Annotated in this window: 15 protein-coding genes; 5 read left to right on the top strand and 10 right to left on the bottom strand. The window is 71.6% G+C overall.

Features of this window, described 5'->3' with window-relative positions; translation table 11 throughout:
- Positions 1-58 precede the first annotated feature (58 nt).
- Both FIP57_RS06080 and FIP57_RS06075 read right to left on the bottom strand, forming a co-directional pair.
- Positions 59-1012, bottom strand: coding sequence for a 3,4-dihydroxyphenylacetate 2,3-dioxygenase (locus FIP57_RS06080; RefSeq protein ID WP_148572647.1), 954 nt, complete (start codon positions 1010-1012; stop codon positions 59-61).
- Complete coding sequence (locus FIP57_RS06075; protein WP_148572646.1) at positions 1005-2513, bottom strand: aldehyde dehydrogenase; 1509 nt, start codon at positions 2511-2513, stop codon at positions 1005-1007. Before FIP57_RS06075 ends, FIP57_RS06080 begins: the two co-directional genes overlap by 8 nt.
- Before the next feature lie 211 nt (positions 2514-2724).
- On the opposite strand from FIP57_RS06075, the gene FIP57_RS06070 reads away from it, so the two are divergent.
- The 4 genes from FIP57_RS06070 to bar all read left to right on the top strand — a co-directional run bounded on the left by FIP57_RS06070 (position 2725) and on the right by bar (position 8110).
- Positions 2725-4266, top strand: a complete 1542-nt coding sequence (locus tag FIP57_RS06070) for an APC family permease (RefSeq protein WP_148572645.1) — start codon at positions 2725-2727, stop codon at positions 4264-4266.
- 97 nt (positions 4267-4363) lie between these two features.
- Complete coding sequence (locus FIP57_RS06065) at positions 4364-6025, top strand: alkaline phosphatase family protein (protein WP_148572644.1); 1662 nt, start codon at positions 4364-4366, stop codon at positions 6023-6025.
- A gap of 35 nt (positions 6026-6060) precedes the next feature.
- The gene (locus tag FIP57_RS06060) at positions 6061-6990 is read left to right on the top strand and encodes a carbamate kinase (RefSeq protein ID WP_148572643.1); all 930 of its coding nucleotides are present in this window, start codon (positions 6061-6063) and stop codon (positions 6988-6990) included.
- Positions 6991-7015: 25 nt separating this feature from the next.
- On the top strand, positions 7016-8110 hold the full coding sequence (gene bar, locus FIP57_RS06055) for a barbiturase (RefSeq protein WP_148572642.1): 1095 nt from the start codon (positions 7016-7018) through the stop codon (positions 8108-8110).
- Positions 8111-8114: 4 nt separating this feature from the next.
- Here bar and FIP57_RS06050 read toward each other — a convergent pair whose 3' ends face one another.
- From FIP57_RS06050 to FIP57_RS06020, 7 genes are all read right to left on the bottom strand, one after another.
- Positions 8115-9149, bottom strand: coding sequence for an ABC transporter ATP-binding protein (locus FIP57_RS06050; protein ID WP_148572641.1), 1035 nt, complete (start codon positions 9147-9149; stop codon positions 8115-8117).
- Positions 9146-10141, bottom strand: coding sequence for an ABC transporter ATP-binding protein (locus FIP57_RS06045; protein WP_148572640.1), 996 nt, complete (start codon positions 10139-10141; stop codon positions 9146-9148). Before FIP57_RS06045 ends, FIP57_RS06050 begins: the two co-directional genes overlap by 4 nt.
- Positions 10138-11055 carry an ABC transporter permease gene (locus FIP57_RS06040; protein WP_148572639.1) on the bottom strand — a complete coding sequence of 306 codons (918 nt, stop codon included), beginning with the start codon at positions 11053-11055 and terminating at the stop codon, positions 10138-10140. The genes FIP57_RS06045 and FIP57_RS06040 overlap by 4 nt, the downstream gene beginning before the upstream one ends.
- The gene (locus tag FIP57_RS06035) at positions 11052-11996 is read right to left on the bottom strand and encodes an ABC transporter permease (protein ID WP_148572638.1); all 945 of its coding nucleotides are present in this window, start codon (positions 11994-11996) and stop codon (positions 11052-11054) included. Before FIP57_RS06035 ends, FIP57_RS06040 begins: the two co-directional genes overlap by 4 nt.
- Positions 11997-12005: 9 nt before the next feature.
- Positions 12006-13568: an ABC transporter substrate-binding protein gene (locus FIP57_RS06030; RefSeq protein ID WP_148572637.1), complete on the bottom strand. Its 1563-nt coding sequence runs from the start codon at positions 13566-13568 to the stop codon at positions 12006-12008.
- Positions 13569-13674: 106 nt separating this feature from the next.
- Positions 13675-13974, bottom strand: a complete 300-nt coding sequence (locus FIP57_RS06025) for a hypothetical protein (RefSeq protein ID WP_148572636.1) — start codon at positions 13972-13974, stop codon at positions 13675-13677.
- A gap of 39 nt (positions 13975-14013) precedes the next feature.
- Positions 14014-14511 carry a thioesterase family protein gene (locus FIP57_RS06020; protein ID WP_148572635.1) on the bottom strand — a complete coding sequence of 166 codons (498 nt, stop codon included), beginning with the start codon at positions 14509-14511 and terminating at the stop codon, positions 14014-14016.
- Positions 14512-14556: 45 nt separating this feature from the next.
- On the opposite strand from FIP57_RS06020, the gene FIP57_RS06015 reads away from it, so the two are divergent.
- Positions 14557-14928, top strand: coding sequence for a VOC family protein (locus tag FIP57_RS06015; protein ID WP_148572634.1), 372 nt, complete (start codon positions 14557-14559; stop codon positions 14926-14928).
- A 12-nt stretch (positions 14929-14940) separates the two neighbouring features.
- Here the strand turns inward: FIP57_RS06015 and FIP57_RS06010 are convergent, their stop codons facing one another.
- Positions 14941-16116, bottom strand: a complete 1176-nt coding sequence (locus tag FIP57_RS06010; RefSeq protein WP_148572633.1) for a CaiB/BaiF CoA transferase family protein — start codon at positions 16114-16116, stop codon at positions 14941-14943.
- Positions 16117-16205: the final 89 nt, after the last annotated feature.

The raw sequence follows: 16205 nt of genomic DNA, 5'->3' as shown, positions 1-16205 counted from the left end.
TTCGACAGGCTCAACCAGCCACGGTGGTGTCGACAGGCTCGACCAGCCTCGAGCACGGTCAGCCGGCGGCGGGGACGTCGGGCGCGCCCACCTGGGCGAGGTAGTCCGGGTCCGGCGGCGTCTGCCGGGCCGGGGGGAACCCGTCGCTGGGGCGGTCGAACCAGACGTGCACCTGGCCGGTTCCGATGGAATTCTCGTACTCGCTGTAGAGCCGCCCCTGGGCCGTGCAGTCGCCCTCGCCAAGCGCGCCGATCATCATCAGGTAGTGGCCGAACCGGGCCTCGGGCCTGAACCGGTAGAACTCGCCCATCGTCTCCAGCACCCGTGCGTGGTCGCCCTTGGCGAACCACTCGAGCCGCTCCATGTCCGCGGCGTACGCCTCGGGGGTGAAGATGTGCTCCTTGCCGGCGGCCTCGTGCTTGCGCAGCTCGCGCAGCGGCCAGAAGGTGTGCGACATGGCGCCGGACGCGATCAGCAGCACCTTGCGGTCCGACTCGGCGATCGCCTGCCCCAGCGCCCGGCCGAGCCGGAGGTTGTCCTCCATGTCCGCGGTCTGGCAGACGCCGATCGAGATCCACCGCTTGTCGGGAAGCCCCTGGCCGAGGAACTCCCACAGGTTCGTGGTGGCGTAGAAGATCGGCAGCGAGTGGTCGTCGATCGCGGTGATCCAGGTGCAGTGCTCCGGGCCCTTGGACGCGATCAGGTGCGCCAGCTCCGGGTCGCCCGGGAAGTCGTACGGGCGGCGGCACATCCCTCGCGGGAGCTCCTCGGAGGTGAACAGCCCGCTGCGCCGGTCCTGCGCGGTCACCACGAACTCGACCGTGGTGGCCCAGTGGGAGTCGAGGACGACCACGGTGTCGTAGTCGAGGATGTCGAAGACATCGCGCCGCAGCCGGTGCAGCCCCTCGACGAGGGTGCTGTCCTCGCCGTTGTTCAGCTCCCGGCGGACCTCCTCCGGCAGCACGATCGTCGGCACGTGCGCGAGCAGCCCCGCGCCCACCACCTCACCCATCTGAGCCCTCCTCGGAACCAGCCACGGTCCACCCCGCGGGTGCGAAGACCGTGTTCTTGACGTCGGTGTAGAAGTCGAACGACCAGATCCCGCCCTCGCGGCCGATCCCCGAGCGGCCGTTGCCGCCGAAGGGGGCGCCGAGGTCGCGGACGAAGAAGCAGTTCACCCACACGGTGCCGGCGTTGAGCCGGGCCGACACGCGCTCCGCGCGGTCGGGGTCGCCGGTGACCAGGGTGGCGGCGAGGCCGAAGCGGGTGTCGTTGGCCATCGCGACGGCCTCCTCCTCGTCGGAGAAGGTCTGGATCGTCAGCACCGGGCCGAAGACCTCCTCGGTGAGGATCTCGCTGCCGGGCTTGGCGTCGACCAGGATCGTCGGCCGGAAGAACAGCCCGCCGAGCTCCTCGTTGGGGCCGCCGCCCAGGATCGGCCGGGCGCCGCCCTCGATGGCCCGCTCGACGAAGCCGCGGACCCGGTCGAAGTGCACCCGGGAGACCAGCGCGCTGATGTCGGTCGCCTCGTCGCGCGGGTCGCCCTGGACGACCTGCTTCGCCTTCTCGAGCACCCGTTCGGTGAACTCCGCGGCGATCGAGTCGGCCACCAGCACTCGGAAGGCGCCGAGGCAGACCTGCCCGGCGTTGTCGAACTGCTCGACGGTCAGGTTCACCGCGAGGTCGAGGTCGCAGTCCTCGAAGACCACCAGCGGCGACTTCCCGCCGAGCTCGAACGACAGCGGCACGATGTTCGGCGCCGCCGCGGCGGCCACCCGGCCGGCGGTGGGGACGGAGCCGGTGAACGACAGCCGGTTGATCCCCGGGTGTGCCGACAGGGGTGCGCCGGCCTCGGTGCCGGTGCCCTGCACGACGTTGAAGACGCCGTCGGGGACGCCTGCCTCGGCCATGATGTCGGCCAGCAGGCTCGCGGTCAGCGGCGCCCACTCCGGCGGCTTGAGCACGACGGTGTTCCCTGCGGCGAGCGCCGGGCCGATGCGCCAGGTGGCCAGCATCAGCGGGGCGTTCCAGGGCGTGATGATCGCGACGACCCCGGCGGGGTCGTAGCTGATCCGCTCGCGGTGGCCGCGGACCTCCATGTCGGGGTGGGCGAGCTGCTCGGCGTAGTCGGCGAAGAACCGGAAGTTCATCGCCACCCGCGGCATCACCCCGCGCCGGTGGCTGCGCAGCAGCGACCCGTTGTCGCGGGTCTCGACCCGGGCCAGCTCCTCCACGCGGGCCTCGACGCCCTCGGCGACGCGGCGCAGGATCGCGGAGCGCTCGGCGACCGGCATCGCGGCCCAGGCCGGGAACGCCTCGCGCGCGGCGGCGACGGCGGCGTCGACCTCGGTCGCGGTGCCGGCGTGGACCTGGGCGATCTCGGTCTCGTCGATGGGGGAGATGTCGGCGAAGGTCGAGGCGCCGGCGACCCGGCGGCCCCCGATCCAGTGCCGTACGTCGATCCGGACGCCCTCGACCTCGGTGTGCGTCGGGAGCTGTTCGTCGAGCGGCATGGGCGTCCTCCGGAGATCGTTAGGGTCCAAACGTATGAGCCGGGGCCGCGCCCGGTCAACCGTCCGGGCGAGAGGCGCGCCGAGCACCCGGGTCTTGGCAGCGGGAGCGTCGTAGCCCTATCGTACGGATCCAAACGGCCTGCCCTGTGACCTGGGACACGTGGGGTATCCCGGGCGCGGCCGGCCCTCCTCACGCCGGGAGGCACACCGCATGAGCCATGTCCACAAGCCGGAGCAGCACCTCGCTGCCCCGCCCGCTGACGAGCCGCAGCTCGCGAAGAACCGGCTCGGGATCGCCGGGATCGTCTTCTTCGTGGTGGCCGCGGCCGCACCGCTGGTCGGCATGACCGGGGCGGTGCCGATCGCCATCGTCCTCGGCAACGGCGCCGCCGCACCAGGCGCCTACCTCGCCGTCGGTCTCACCCTGCTGGTCTTCAGCGTCGGCTACTCCGCGATGAGCCACCGGGTGACCAACACCGGCGCCTTCTTCGCCTACGTCGGCCGCGGTCTCGGCATCGCGCCGGGCGTCGGCTCCGCGTTCGTCTCGCTACTGGCCTACCTCACGATCCAGCTCGCGGTCTTCGGCTTCTTCGGTGCGGTGATGGCCGGCCAGATGAACGCCGAGCTCGGGATCGACTGGGCCTGGTGGGTCTGGGTCCTGATCGCCTGGGCGCTCACACTGGGGCTCTCGATCATCAGCGTCGACATCGGCGCGAAGGTGCTCGGCACCCTGATGATTCTCGAGGTCGCGTCGCTGTTCCTCGTCGCGCTCGCGGTGATCTTCCAGGGCGGCGGCCCCGACGGGCTCGACCTCGGCGCCTCGTTCTCGCCGGGCAACATCTTCGAGGGTGGCTTCGCGGGCTCGGCCGGCATCGCCCTCGCGTTCGCGTTCGCGTCGTACATCGGCTTCGAGGCGACCGCGATCTACGGCGAGGAGACCCGCGACCCCAAGCGCAGCGTGCCGATCGCGACCTACATCGCCGTCGGGCTGATCGCGCTGCTCTTCGCGGTCACCGCCTTCGCGATGGTGAGCGCGCTGGGCAGCGGCCAGGTCATCGACCGCGTCGTCGAGCTCTCCACGGTCGACGGCGCCCCGCTCGCCGACCCGGCCGCCGTGCTGTTCGCGGTCGCCGACGAGTACGTCGGCAGCTGGCTCGGCACCCTGATGAGCTGGCTGGTCCTCTCCAGCCTCTTCGCCGGGCTGCTGGCCTTCCAGAACAGCGCCGCTCGGTACTTCTTCTCGATGGGCCGCGCGGGCGTGCTCCCCTCGGCGCTCGACAAGGTCAACGGCCGCGGGGCTCCCGGCATGGGCGCGATCACCACCTCGATGCTCACGCTGATCGTGATCCTGCTCTTCGTGGTCACCGACCGCGACCCGGTGCTGCACATGTTCTCCTGGTTCAGCGGCCTCGCCGTGCTCGCCATCGTGCTGGTCGAGATCCTGGTGTCGATCGCGGTGATCGTGTACTTCCGCCGCGAGCGCTCCGACACGCGGGTCTGGAACACGATGATCGCCCCGGTGCTGTCGATCATCGGCCTGGCGGTCGGCTCCTACCTGTTGGCCTCGAAGTTCGGGCTCCTCGCCGGCACCACCGCGGAGGGCGTCGACCCGACGACCCAGTCGTGGGGGCTCTCGGCCCTCGGCTGGTTCCTCGTGATCTCGCCGTTCCTCACCTTCGCGCTCGGCACGCTGGTGCACCTGCTGCGGCGTCGCAACGAGAACTCGGACGCGGTGGCCGACCTGGTCACCTGAGTCGGCCGCCGGTTCGCCCCCGAGCCGGCCGCACGCGCACTGGACCACCGGGGCCGCCCTCTTGTCGGGCGGCCCCGGTGGTCCCTAGCGTCCGGACATGAGCCACGCCGCACGCGCGTCCCGGTTCCTAATCGCCGCCGTCCTCGGGCTGGCGCTCGCCGCGGCCGTCCTGGCCGCGCCCGCCCGGGTCGGTCCGCAGGCCCGCGCCGCGGAGAAGCCGGACGACGAGGCGCAGCGCGTGGTCTTCATCGTGCTGGACCAGCTCCGCCCCGAGTTCATCGACGCCTTCGGGATGAAGCACGTGAAGCGGCTCATGCGCGGGGGGACCAGCTTCCCCAACGCCTACCTGGGCCACATGGCTTCCGAGACCGTCATCAGCCACGGCGTGATGACCAGCGGCCAGCTGCCGAAGAACCTCGGCTGGTCCGACGAGTGGTACCGCGACGCCGCAGGGGTGCTCGGTCCGCGCGGGCAGCTGCACGTCACCGGATCGCTCGGCCAGGAGGGCTTCGACGCCCTCGTCGAGCACCGCGGCTACCCCAAGCTCGCCGACTACCTGCACCGGCTTCGCAAGGGGTCGACGGTGGCCACGATCGGCCAGAAGAACTACGCGGTCTGGACGATGGGCGGCCCGGGCTCGGACATCCGGCTCACCTTCGGCGGTCGAGAGTTCGACTGCGACAGCGACGGCGAGGCCAGCTGGCGCGGACCGACCGGGGTGGGCGTCCCGGCGTACATCGCGGCGCCCGAGTGCGGCCGCTTCTACGTCGACGGCGACTCCGACCTGGACTACGGGACCGCCGACACGTCACCGGCGTGGATGTACCCGCTGGCCGGCGCCCGGGACATGCCGGGCCGCGACCCGGAGCACCTCGGTGGTGACGTGTGGGTGACCGACGCGGCGTTCAAGGTGATGAACCGCGAGGACTGGAGCGGGCTGCTCCTGACCTACAGCGGCATCGACAAGGCCGGCCACATGTGGGGCGGCCTCAACGACCGGCGCCCCTACCCGGGCGGTGCGGCGTTCACCCACATGGCCGCGGCGGCGAAGCTCGCCGACCAGCAGGTGGGCCGGGTCATCCGGAAGCTGCGTCGCGACGGGCTGCTCGACGAGACCCTCGTCGTGCTCACCACGGACCACGGCCAGCAGACCTCCGAGCACCACTACGGCGAGGACGGGCCCGACCGCGGGAACTACAACTGGTACTACGGCGCCGACTCCGACGAGGAGTACCTCGACCCGCAGAAGCAGATCCGCCGGCTGATCAACGGCACCGGCGGCAACGTCGAGGCGAGCATGCAGGACAGCGCCATCCGCACCTGGCTGGAGCGGGGCACCACGCGTCGCAAGAAGCAGGCCGCCGACGTGATGGCGACGTTGCGCGGCGTCCGGGCGACGTACTACCGCGACGGCCGGCACTACGTCCTGCGGTGGAACGCGCCGCGGCGGCAGTGGAGCAAGGCCGAGTGGAGCTGGTGGCGCAAGCACGGCCAGGAGCTGGTCGACACCGAGGCGGCGGCCTACGGTCCCGACGTGATCGGGCTGCTGCGCGACGGCGCGAGCTACGGCGTCGCCGGCGACCACGGCGGGCACCAGGAGGCCGTGCAGCGGATCCCGATCGTCTTCTACGGCGCCGGTGTGGGCAAGGCGAGCCCGCGCACGCCGCTGCGGTCGGTGGACATCCTGCCGACGATCCTGAAGGAGCTGGGGCTGCGGCAGAGGTTCCGCACGGACGGGCGCGCCCACCCGCTCGGCTGAGCCCCACGGGGCTCCGCACGTCGTAGCCTCACCCCATGCGGATCGTGATCGCCCTCGGTGGCAACGCGATGTCCGCGCCCGACGGGAAGGCGCGGCCCGAGGACCAGCACGAGGCCGTACGAGCGGCGGCGGAGCCCATCGCCGACCTCGCGGCCGAGGGGCACGACCTCCTGCTCACGCACGGCAACGGGCCGCAGGTCGGCAACATCCTGGTGAAGAACGAGCTCGCCGCGGCCGTCGTGCCGCCGGTGCCGCTGAGCTGGTGCGGGGCGCAGACCCAGGCCACCATCGGCATGCTGTTCATGAACTACCTCGATGCGGCGCTCGCCCGGCGCGGGGTGAGCAAGCCGGTGGCGACGGTGGTCTCCCGCACGCTGGTGGCGGCCGACGACCCCGCGTTCGAGCGGCGCACGAAGCCGATCGGGCGGTACCTCTCCCACGAGGACGCGCAACCGCTCATCGACCACGGCGAGACGTACGTCGAGGTGGTCGGCAGGGGCTGGCGGCGGGTCGTCGCCTCCCCGGAGCCGCAGGAGCCGCTCGACGCCCCGGCCGCCGACGCGCTGCTGGCCCAGGGGTACCTCGTCGTCGCCTCCGGAGGAGGCGGGATCCCCACCGTGCGGAACGCCGACGGCGGGCTCGAAGGCGTGGAGGCGGTCATCGACAAGGACCTCACCGCGGCGCTCGTCGCACGGCGGATCCGGGCCGACCTCCTGGTGATCGCCACCGACGTCGACCACGTGATGATCGGCTGGGGGAGCCCGGACGCCCGGCCGCTCGGCACCGTGCCGGCGGCCGAGATGCGGGCGGTCGCCGCGCGCGAGCGGTTCGCCGAGGGGTCGATGGGCCCCAAGGTGGAAGCCGTGACCCGTTTCGCCGAGGGTGGCGGGACCGGCATCATCACCTCACTGGCCCGACTGGGCGAGGCGGTCACCGGGTCGGCAGGGACCCGCGTCACCCCCTGATTTGTTGTCAACGAGAGGAATACCCGTGCCATCCGCGATCGAAGTACGCAAGGTCCCGATCCACTCCGTCGCCGACGCCAGCGAGCTGGCCAAGCTCCTCGACGACGGCGTCATGCAGGCCGACCGGGTGATCGCGATCATCGGCAAGACCGAGGGGAACGGCGGGGTCAACGACTACACCCGGATCATCGCGGACCGCGCGTTCCGCGAGGTGCTCGTCGAGAAGGGCGCCGATCCACAGCAGGTGCAGGAGATCCCGGTCGTGTGGTCGGGCGGCACCGACGGCGTGCTCAGCCCGCACGCCACGATCTTCGCCACGACCGACGCCGAGCCGAGCGACGAGCTGCGGCTGACCGTCGGCTTCGCGATGAGCGAGCAGCTGCTGCCCGAGGACATCGGCCGCACCGCGATGATCACCAAGGTGGCCGAGGCGGTGCGGGTCGCGATGACCCGTGCCGGCATCACCGACCCGGCGGACGTGCACTACGTGCAGACCAAGACCCCCCTGCTGACCATCCACACCATCCGCGACGCGAAGAGCCGCGGGAAGACGGTGTGGACCGAGCACACCCACGAGTCGATGGACCTCTCCAACGGGTGCACCGCGCTCGGCGTCGCGGTCGCGCTGGGCGAGATCGAGATGCCGTCGGACGAGGACGTCATGCACGACCGCTCGCTGTTCTCCTCGGTCGCGTCGTGCTCCTCCGGTGTCGAGCTGGACCAGGCGCAGGTCGTCGTCGTCGGCAACGCCCGCGGCGTCGGCGGCCGCTACCGCATCGGCCACTCGGTGATGAAGGACGCGTTGGACCAGGACGGCATCTGGGAGGCGATCCGCTCCGCCGGGCTCGAGCTCCCCGAGCGGCCGCACCACACCGACCTCGACGGGCGGCTGGTCAACGTCTTCCTCAAGTGCGAGGTGTCGCAGGACGGCATGGTCCGGGGCCGTCGCAACGCGATGCTCGACGACTCCGACGTGCACTGGCACCGGCAGATCAAGGCCTGCGTCGGTGGCGTGACGGCCGCCGTCACCGGTGACCCGGCCGCGTTCGTCTCCGTCTCCGCTGCCCACCAGGGCCCGGACGGGGGAGGGCCGGTCGCGGCGATCGTCGACCTCGGCTGACGATTCAGCCGGTGGCCCGGTCGGCCCCCGCGCGCATCTCCCGGACGGCCTCGACCTTGTAGAGGCAGGCGGCCCGGTGGCCCTCCTCGACCTGGTAGAGGTCGGGGTCCTTCTCGGCGCAGTCCGGGCGGGCCGCCGGGCACCGGGTCCGGAACCGGCACCCCGACGGCGGGTCGACCGGCGACGGGATGTCGCCGTGCAACGTGATCCGGCGGCGCTCGCGCTCCCGCGCCGGGTCCGCGGTCGGCACCGCGGAGAGCAACGCCGCGGTGTAGGGGTGCGCCGGGTTGCGGTAGATCTGCTCCGGCGTGCCGGTCTCGACGATGCGCCCGAGGTACATCACCGCCACCCGGTCGCTCATGTGCTCGACCGCGGCGAGGTCGTGGGAGATGAACAGGTAGGTCAGCCCCAGCTCCTCCTGGAGCCGGCGCAGCAGGTTCATGATCTGGGCCTGAACGGAGAGGTCGAGCGACGCGATCGGCTCGTCGAGGACGAGCAGGTCCGGCTCCCCGGCGAGCGCCCGTGCGATGCCGACCCGCTGCCGCTGGCCGCCGGACATCTCGTGCGGGTGCCGGTCGGCCATGTCCGGGCGCAGCCCCACGAGGTCGAGCAGCTCGCCGACGCGCTCACGGCGCTCGGCCTTGGAGCCGCGGAGCCCGTGCACGGCCAGGGGCTCGGCGATGCTCGCCCCGATGGTCAGCCGCGGGTCGAGCGACGCCGACGGGTCCTGGAACACCATCGCCACCCGGCGGCGCAGCGGCTTCACCTGCCGCCGAGACCAGGTGGTGACGTCCTGGCCCGCCACCTCGACGGTCCCGGAGGTCACGTGGACCAGCCGCAGCAGCGCGAGGCCGGTCGTCGACTTCCCGCTGCCCGACTCGCCCACCAGCCCCAGCGTCTCGCCCCGTCGTACGTCGAGGGAGACGCCGTCGACCGCGTGCACCACCGATCCCCGGCCCACCGGGAAGTGGACGCGCAGGTCGGTGACCCGGGCGACGACGTCGGTCGCGGTGCTCTCCGTGCTCCCGGTGGTCGTCATGCGGAGCGCTCCTCGGTGACCGCGGGGTCGGCCCGGTAGAAGCTGCGCACCTCGTGGCCCGGGGCGACCTCGACCAGCGGCGGCTCCTCGTGCTCGCAGCGGGCGTCCCCGCGGACCGGGCACCGGGGCCAGAACGCGCACCCCGGCGGGAGCTCGGTCGGCAGCGGGGGAGTGCCTGCGATCGTGAGCAGCCGGTCCGCGCGCACCCCGGGCTGCGGCCGGGCCGCGAGGAGCGCCTGCGTGTAGGGGTGCGCCGGATCGGCGAAGAGGTCGTCGACCTTGCCCTGCTCGATGATGCGGCCGCCGTACATCACGACGACGCGGTCCGCGATCCCGGCGACGACGCCGAGGTCGTGGGTGATCCAGACGACCGCGGTGCCGAGCCGCTCCTGGAGCCCGGCGACGAGCTCCAGGATCTGCGCCTGCGTCGTGACGTCGAGGGCGGTGGTCGCCTCGTCGGCGATCAGCACCTCGGGCTCGTTGGCGAGCGCCATCGCGATCACGACACGCTGCCGCATGCCGCCGGAGAACTGGTGGGGGTAGTTGTCGACCCGCTCCTCGGGCGAGGGGATGCCGACGAGGCCGAGCAGCTCGACCGCCCTCTTCCGCCCCTCCTGCTTGCTCATCCCGAGGTGCTCCTCGCAGGCTTCGCTGACCTGGCGGCCCACGGTCATCACGGGGTTCAAGGAGGTCATCGGGTCCTGGTAGACGAAGCCGATGTGCCGGCCGCGCGCACGGCGCCGGTCGGCGTCGCTCATCGCGGTCAGCTCCTCGCCGAGCAGCCGCACGGTGCCGGTGACCTTCGCGCCGCGGGGCGCGAGCCCGGTCGCGGAGAGCACGGTCATGCTCTTGCCGCTGCCGGACTCCCCGACCACGGCCAGGGTCTGGCCGGGGTGCACGGCCCAGTCGACCCCGTCTACGACGCGCGCGGTGCCGCGGGCTGAGCCGAAGGTCACGGTCAGCCCCTCGAGGGCGAGCACGGGCTCGCTCATGCGGTCCTCCTCGCCTCGTCCTTGGTGAGCTGCCGGGGATCGAGCACGTCGCGGAGCGCGTCGCCGACGATGTTGAACGCGAGCACCACGAGGAAGATCGCGAGCCCGGGGAAGAGCCCCATCCACCAGGCGTCCTGCACGTAGCCACGCCCGTCGTACAGCATCCGGCCCCAGGACGGCTGGGGCGGCTGGATCCCGAGCCCGAGGAACGAGAGCGCGGCCTCGGAGAGGATCGCGAACGCCAGCGACAGCGACGTCTGCACGATCAGCGGGGCGGCGATGTTGGGCAGCACGTGGCGGCGCATGATCCGCCAGTCGCTCGCCCCGGTCGAGACGGCGGCGGTCACGAAGACCTGTTCCCGCACCGACAGCACGCTCGCCCGGGTCACGCGCGCGAAGATCGGGGTGTAGACGACGCCGATGGCGACCATCGCGGTGACCAGCCCGCGCCCGAGCACCGCCACGATCGCGACGGCGAGGAGCAGCACCGGGAACGCGAAGAGCACGTCCATGCAGCGCATGAGGACGTTGTCGACCACGCCGCGGTAGTAGCCGGCGACCAGACCGATTGTCACCCCGACCAGAAGTGCGATGCCGACGCTGACGAGACCGACGAGCAGCGACACCCTGGCCGCGACCAGCACCCGGCTGAAGACGTCGCGGCCGGCGTCGTCGGTGCCGAACGGGTGGTCCCGGCTCGGGCCCTGGAACAGGTGGTCGGCGTCGACCTCGTTGATGCCGTACGGCGCGAGCAGCGGGCCGAGCGCGCCGGCCACCACGAGGACCGCGAGGATGAAGAGACCGGCCAGCGCAGGCTTGTTGCGACGCAGCGCCGCCCAGACCCGACCCCGCTCGGAGACGTGCGGGGTCGGCGCCGGACCGGCGTGCTCGGCGTTGGGCTCGGTGACGCTCATCGGACGGAGATCCTCGGGTCGAGCTTGGCGTAGAGCAGGTCCACCAGCAGGTTGGTCAGCAGGAACAGCGCCGCCACGAGGAGCACGGCGCCCTGGAGGACCGGGTAGTCGCGCGCCCGTACGGCGTCGAAGGTGAGCTGGCCGAGTCCGGGCCAGGCGAAGAGCACCTCGATGACGATCACGCCGCCCAGCAGGCTGGCGAGCTGCACCGCGGCGACGGTGACCACCGGGATGAGCGCGTTGCGGAGCACGTGGCGGGTGACCACGCGGCGCGGGCTCAGCCCCTTGCCCTCAGCGGTGCGCACGTAGTCCTCGGACATCGCCTCGAGCACCGAGGAGCGGATGAACCGTGTCAGGATCGCGGCCGTGACGAGCCCGACCGTGACGCTGGGGAGCACGAGGTGCTTGAACCAGTCCACGGGGTCCTCGCCCAGCGGGGTGTACCCCGACGGCGGGAGCCATCCGAGCACGCCGGTGAACAGGATGATCGCGAGGATCCCCATCCAGAAGTCCGGCACCGAGACCCCGAACTGGCTGAACACGCGCGCCACGTGGTCGAGCACCGAGCCGTTCTTCACCGCGGACAGGATGCCGAGCGGGAAGGAGACCAGCAGCGCGAACAGCACCGCGAAGAACGCCAGCGTGAGCGTCGCCGGCAACCGCTCGAGGACGATGCCGGTCACCGGGTCGCCGCTGCGGAAGCTCACCCCGAGGTCGCCGGTCAGCGCGTTGCCGACGTAGCTGAGGTACTGCACGGGGAGGGGCCGGTCGAGGCCGGCCCGCTCCCGCAGCGCGTCGTACGTGTCCTGCTCGAACCGTGTGCCGAGTGCGACCCGCACCGGGTCGCCGGGCACGAGCTGCAGCAGCAGGAACACGACCAGGGTCACGCCCAGCAGCACCACGGCCGACTGGGCGAGCCTCCGGACCAGGAACCGTCCCACGTCAGCGCGTCACTCGTCGAGGCTCGTGCTCCGGAACCGGATCGCCCGGTCGGAGCGGACCTCGTAGCCGGAGACCTCGGGCGCCCAGCCCTGCGCGACGTCGGGGTTGTAGAGGTAGAGGTAGCTGACGTCGTCGACGATCTGCTCGGCGATCTGGCCGTAAAGCTCCTTGCGGGCCCCCTCGTCGGTCTCGGTGCGCGCCTCGTCGAGCATCTGGTCGACCTCGGGGTTGCTGTACCCCTGGTAGTTGTTGCTGCCCTTCGAGTGGTGCTGGGAGTAGTAGAACTCGTCGGGGTCGATGTTCCCGAGCCAGCCGAGCATGAACGAGTCGAAGTTGCCCTTGCCCTGCTCGTCGAGCCACGCGGGGAACTCGAGCTCGCGGATCTCGACGGTGATGCCGACCTCGTCGAGCTGGGAGGCGATCACCTGGGCCGCGCTGACGGTCTCCGGGTACTCGCTGGTGACCATCAGGTCCATCTCGAGCCCGTCGACGCCGGCGTCCTCGAGCAGCTGCTGCGCCTCGTCGGTGTCCTGCTCGAACGGCGCGTACTCGTGGTACCACGCGCTGGTCTCGGGGATCGCGGTCTGGTTCACCGTCGCGTTGCCGAACTTCGCGACCTTGACGATGTCCTCCCGGTCGAGGGCGAGCGCGATCGCGCGGCGGACGTCGGGGTTGTCGAACGGCTCGCGCTCGTGGTTCATCGCCATGTACCAGTAGTCCTGGCTGGGTGCGGACTCCACGACCACGTCCTCGCTGTCGGCGAGCTGGTCGACCTGCTGGGGCGGGAGGTTGTCGGTCCAGTGGACCTGGCCGGACTGCAGGTTCTGCAGCGCGACCGTCGGGTCCTTGACGAAGGTGAACTCGACGCCGTCGAGGGCGGGGGCCTCGCCCCAGTACTCGTCGTTGCGGGCCAGCTGGATCGACGACCCGTTGCTCCAGTCCTCCAGCACGAACGGGCCGCTGCCGACCGGGTTGTTCTTCACGTCGCCGGACTCGACGTTCTCCTTCGACACGATCGCCATGCCCTTGTAACCGCCGAGGGCGGAGAGCAGGTTGGGCTGCGGGGCGTCGAGGTTGATGACCAGGGTCGTCGGGTCGGGCGCCTCGATCGACTTCACGCCGGCCAGGCGGTACGCCGGCTGCAGCTCCTCGTCGATGATCCGGTTGTAGGTGTAGGCGATGTCCTCCGACGTCAGGTCCGAGCCGTCGGAGAACTTCACCCCCTCGCGGATCGTGAACGTCCAGGTGAGCTGGTCCTCGCTGGTCTCCCACTCGGACGCCAGCGACGGCTGCATCTCGAGGTTCTCGTCGGGCTCGACCAGGGTGTCGTAGACGTTCTCGAGCACCTGGAAGCTGAAGTACGACGTCGTGAGGTGCGGGTCGAGCTGGTCCGGCTCGCCGCCGATCGCCGCCTGCAGCGTCCCGCCTCCGCCGCCTCCGCCGCCGTCGTCGGAGGAGCCGTCCACGTCGACGCTCTCGCCACCGCCGCACGCGGCGAGGAGAGAGGCTGCGATGACGAGGCCGGTGGCGAGGGACAGGCGGTGCTTGAGGTGCCGGATCGACTGGTGCATGGGCGCGTCCGTTCTGCTCGGGTCCTGTGGGGTTCCTTGCCGCTCCAGCCCCACCGAAACCCGGACGGGTGGAAAACACAAACAGCCGAGACCGAGATGTGACCTCTCAGGGGCGTGGATCGGTGCGTTTCCACGGCTTGTCGTCGCGCCGAGCGCCCATCCCGGCGGCGCACCTCGGGCACACCTCCTGGACCCGGTCGGCGTCCCGTCCGGTCGCCGGCTGGGCGTCGACCCACTGCACGTGCGGGAACCGCAGCAGCTGGGACCGGCTCAGCTGGAGCCCGCAGAGGGTCTGGTTGGTCCCGGGCAGCCACGCGTGCACGGAGCCGGCGGGGGAGCGGAAGCCGTCGGGGTCGGTCCACTGGCCCGTGGCGGCGACGGCGGCGTCCTTCGGTCGACGGGGCACGGTGTCGCCGTACCCCGGTCGCGACGGTCGAACCGGTGCTCAGCGCAGGGCGAGCGAGCCGGAGACGTCCGGCTCCCAGGGCATCTTCGCGTCCTCGGCGATGCGCCGGTCGAGCGCCTTCGCGACGTCTTCCGGCCAAGGAGCCGTCTTGCGGGTCTCCATGTCGATGTGGAGGAAGATCTCCTCCATCACGAAGCTGAGCCGCTGGTGGGTGTCGTCGAGCAGGTAGACGAGGGCGTGCGCGGCGCGCTCCGAGCGGCCGAGCAGCCGCACTCGCGCCGACAGCTTGTCGCCGGTGCGCAGCTCGGCGACGTAGGTCAGGTGGTGCTCGGCGGAGAAGCACGCGTGGCCCTTCGCCGGCCAGTTCTTGGGGATCCCGCAATCGACCAAGGACTCGTCGAGCCCCTCGCTGGCGATGCCGGTGTAGTGCCGGACGTTGAGGTGGCCGTTCGCGTCCTCGAAGGCCGTCGGGACCGGCTGCGGGACGTAGGCCGGCAGGTCGACCAGCTGCTCGTAGGTGGGGTGCGGGGCGCGCATGGCACGAGCCTATCCAGGGGCCACCGGCGGCCTTACCGTGGGCGGATGGAGATGAGGCTGGAGCTGGTGGCCGTGCCGGTGACCGACGTCGACCGGGCCAAGGAGTTCTACGAGAAGGTCGGCTTCGTGCTCGACCACGACCACACGGTCAGCGACGAGGTCAGGTTCGTCCAGATGACGCCGCCGGGGTCGGGGTGCTCGATCGCCTTCGGCAAGGGGCTCACGGAGATGGCGCCCGGCTCGCTCGACAACCTGCAGATGGTGGTCGCGGACGCCGACGCCGCCCACTCGGAGCTCTCGGGCCGAGGCGTCGAGGTCAGCGACGTGGACGAGCAGCCGTGGGGGCGGTTCGTGTTCTTCAGCGATCCCGACGGCAACGGGTGGGCGCTCCAGCAGCTGCCCTCCTGGAACGGCTGAGGCGCGCCGGGGTCAGTCGGCCAGCTCGGACCGGATCGCCTCGTCGTGCTCGCCGAGCAGCGGCGGCGGGAGGTGCGTCCGCCGGCCTCCGGAGTAGTCGTTGTCGTCGAACCGCAGCGGTGAGCCGGGCAGCTCGATGCGGCCCGCGACCGGATGGTCCACCTCGAGGACGAGCCCCTGGGAGCGGGTCTGCTCCCACGCGTAGACGTCGTCGAGCTCGCGCACCTTGCCCGCCGGCACGCCCGCCTCGGCCAGCAGCGCCAACCAGCGCTCGGCGTCGGCGTTGGCGAACATCGCCTCGATCTCGACGGTGAGCTCCTCGCGGTTGGTGACCCGGTCGAGGTTCGTCGCGAACCGCGGGTCGGCGGGGTCGATCCCGAGGGCGGTGGCGAACGCACGCCACAGCCCCTCGGAGCCGCAGGCCACCTGCACCGGCGCGGTCGCGGTGCGGAACATGCCGTACGGCGCGATGGCCGGGTGGTGCGAGCCGGCCAGCCCGGGCACCTCCCGGCCGACCGTCCACCGGGTGCCCTGGTAGGCGTGCACCCCGATGACCCCGGCCAGCAACGAGGTGCGGACCACCCGGCCACGACCGGTCCGCTGCCGCTCGTACAACGCCGACACTACGCCGTACGCCAGGTTCATCCCGGCGAGCAGGTCCGAGATCGGGACGCCGACCTTGGTCGGCTCGTGGATCCCGGTCAGGCTCATCAGCCCGGCCTCGCCCTGCGCGATCTGGTCGTACCCCGAGCGCGCGGCCTCCGGCCCGTCGTGGCCGAACCCGGTGATCGAGCCGATCACCAGCCCGGGGTTGAGCCGGTGGAGCCGCGCCACCGGGAACCCGAGGCGGTCGAGCACCCCGACCCGGAAGTTCTCGAGCAGGACGTCGGCGCGGCGGACGAGCGCGGCCAGGAGCTCCTTGTCGCCCTCGTCCTTGAGGTCGAGCCGCAGCGACTCCTTGTTGCGGTTCGCCGACATGAAGTACGTCGACTGCCGCTCCTCGCCCTCGCCGACGAACGGCGGCCCCCACCCGCGTGAGTCGTCACCGCCGGCCGGCGTCTCCACCTTCACGACGCGAGCGCCCAGGTCACCCAGCATCATCGCGGCGTGCGGCCCGGCGAGGGCGCGGGTCAGGTCGACGACGAGGACCCCGGCCAGGGGACCCCTCTCCTCCAGGTCCTCGGACATGGGGTCGACCGTACCGACCGGGCCTCGAGGGCCGGTGGGTGACCGGAGTCGCCCGACCCGCCCGGACATCGTCGCGGTTCTGTCGGAGC

The sequence above is a fragment of the Nocardioides caldifontis genome, from assembly GCF_008087345.1.
GTDB lineage: Bacteria > Actinomycetota > Actinomycetes > Propionibacteriales > Nocardioidaceae > Marmoricola_A > Marmoricola_A caldifontis.
Note: the sequence above shows the minus strand (reverse complement) of the source record. Positions and strands in the feature narration are given on the sequence as shown.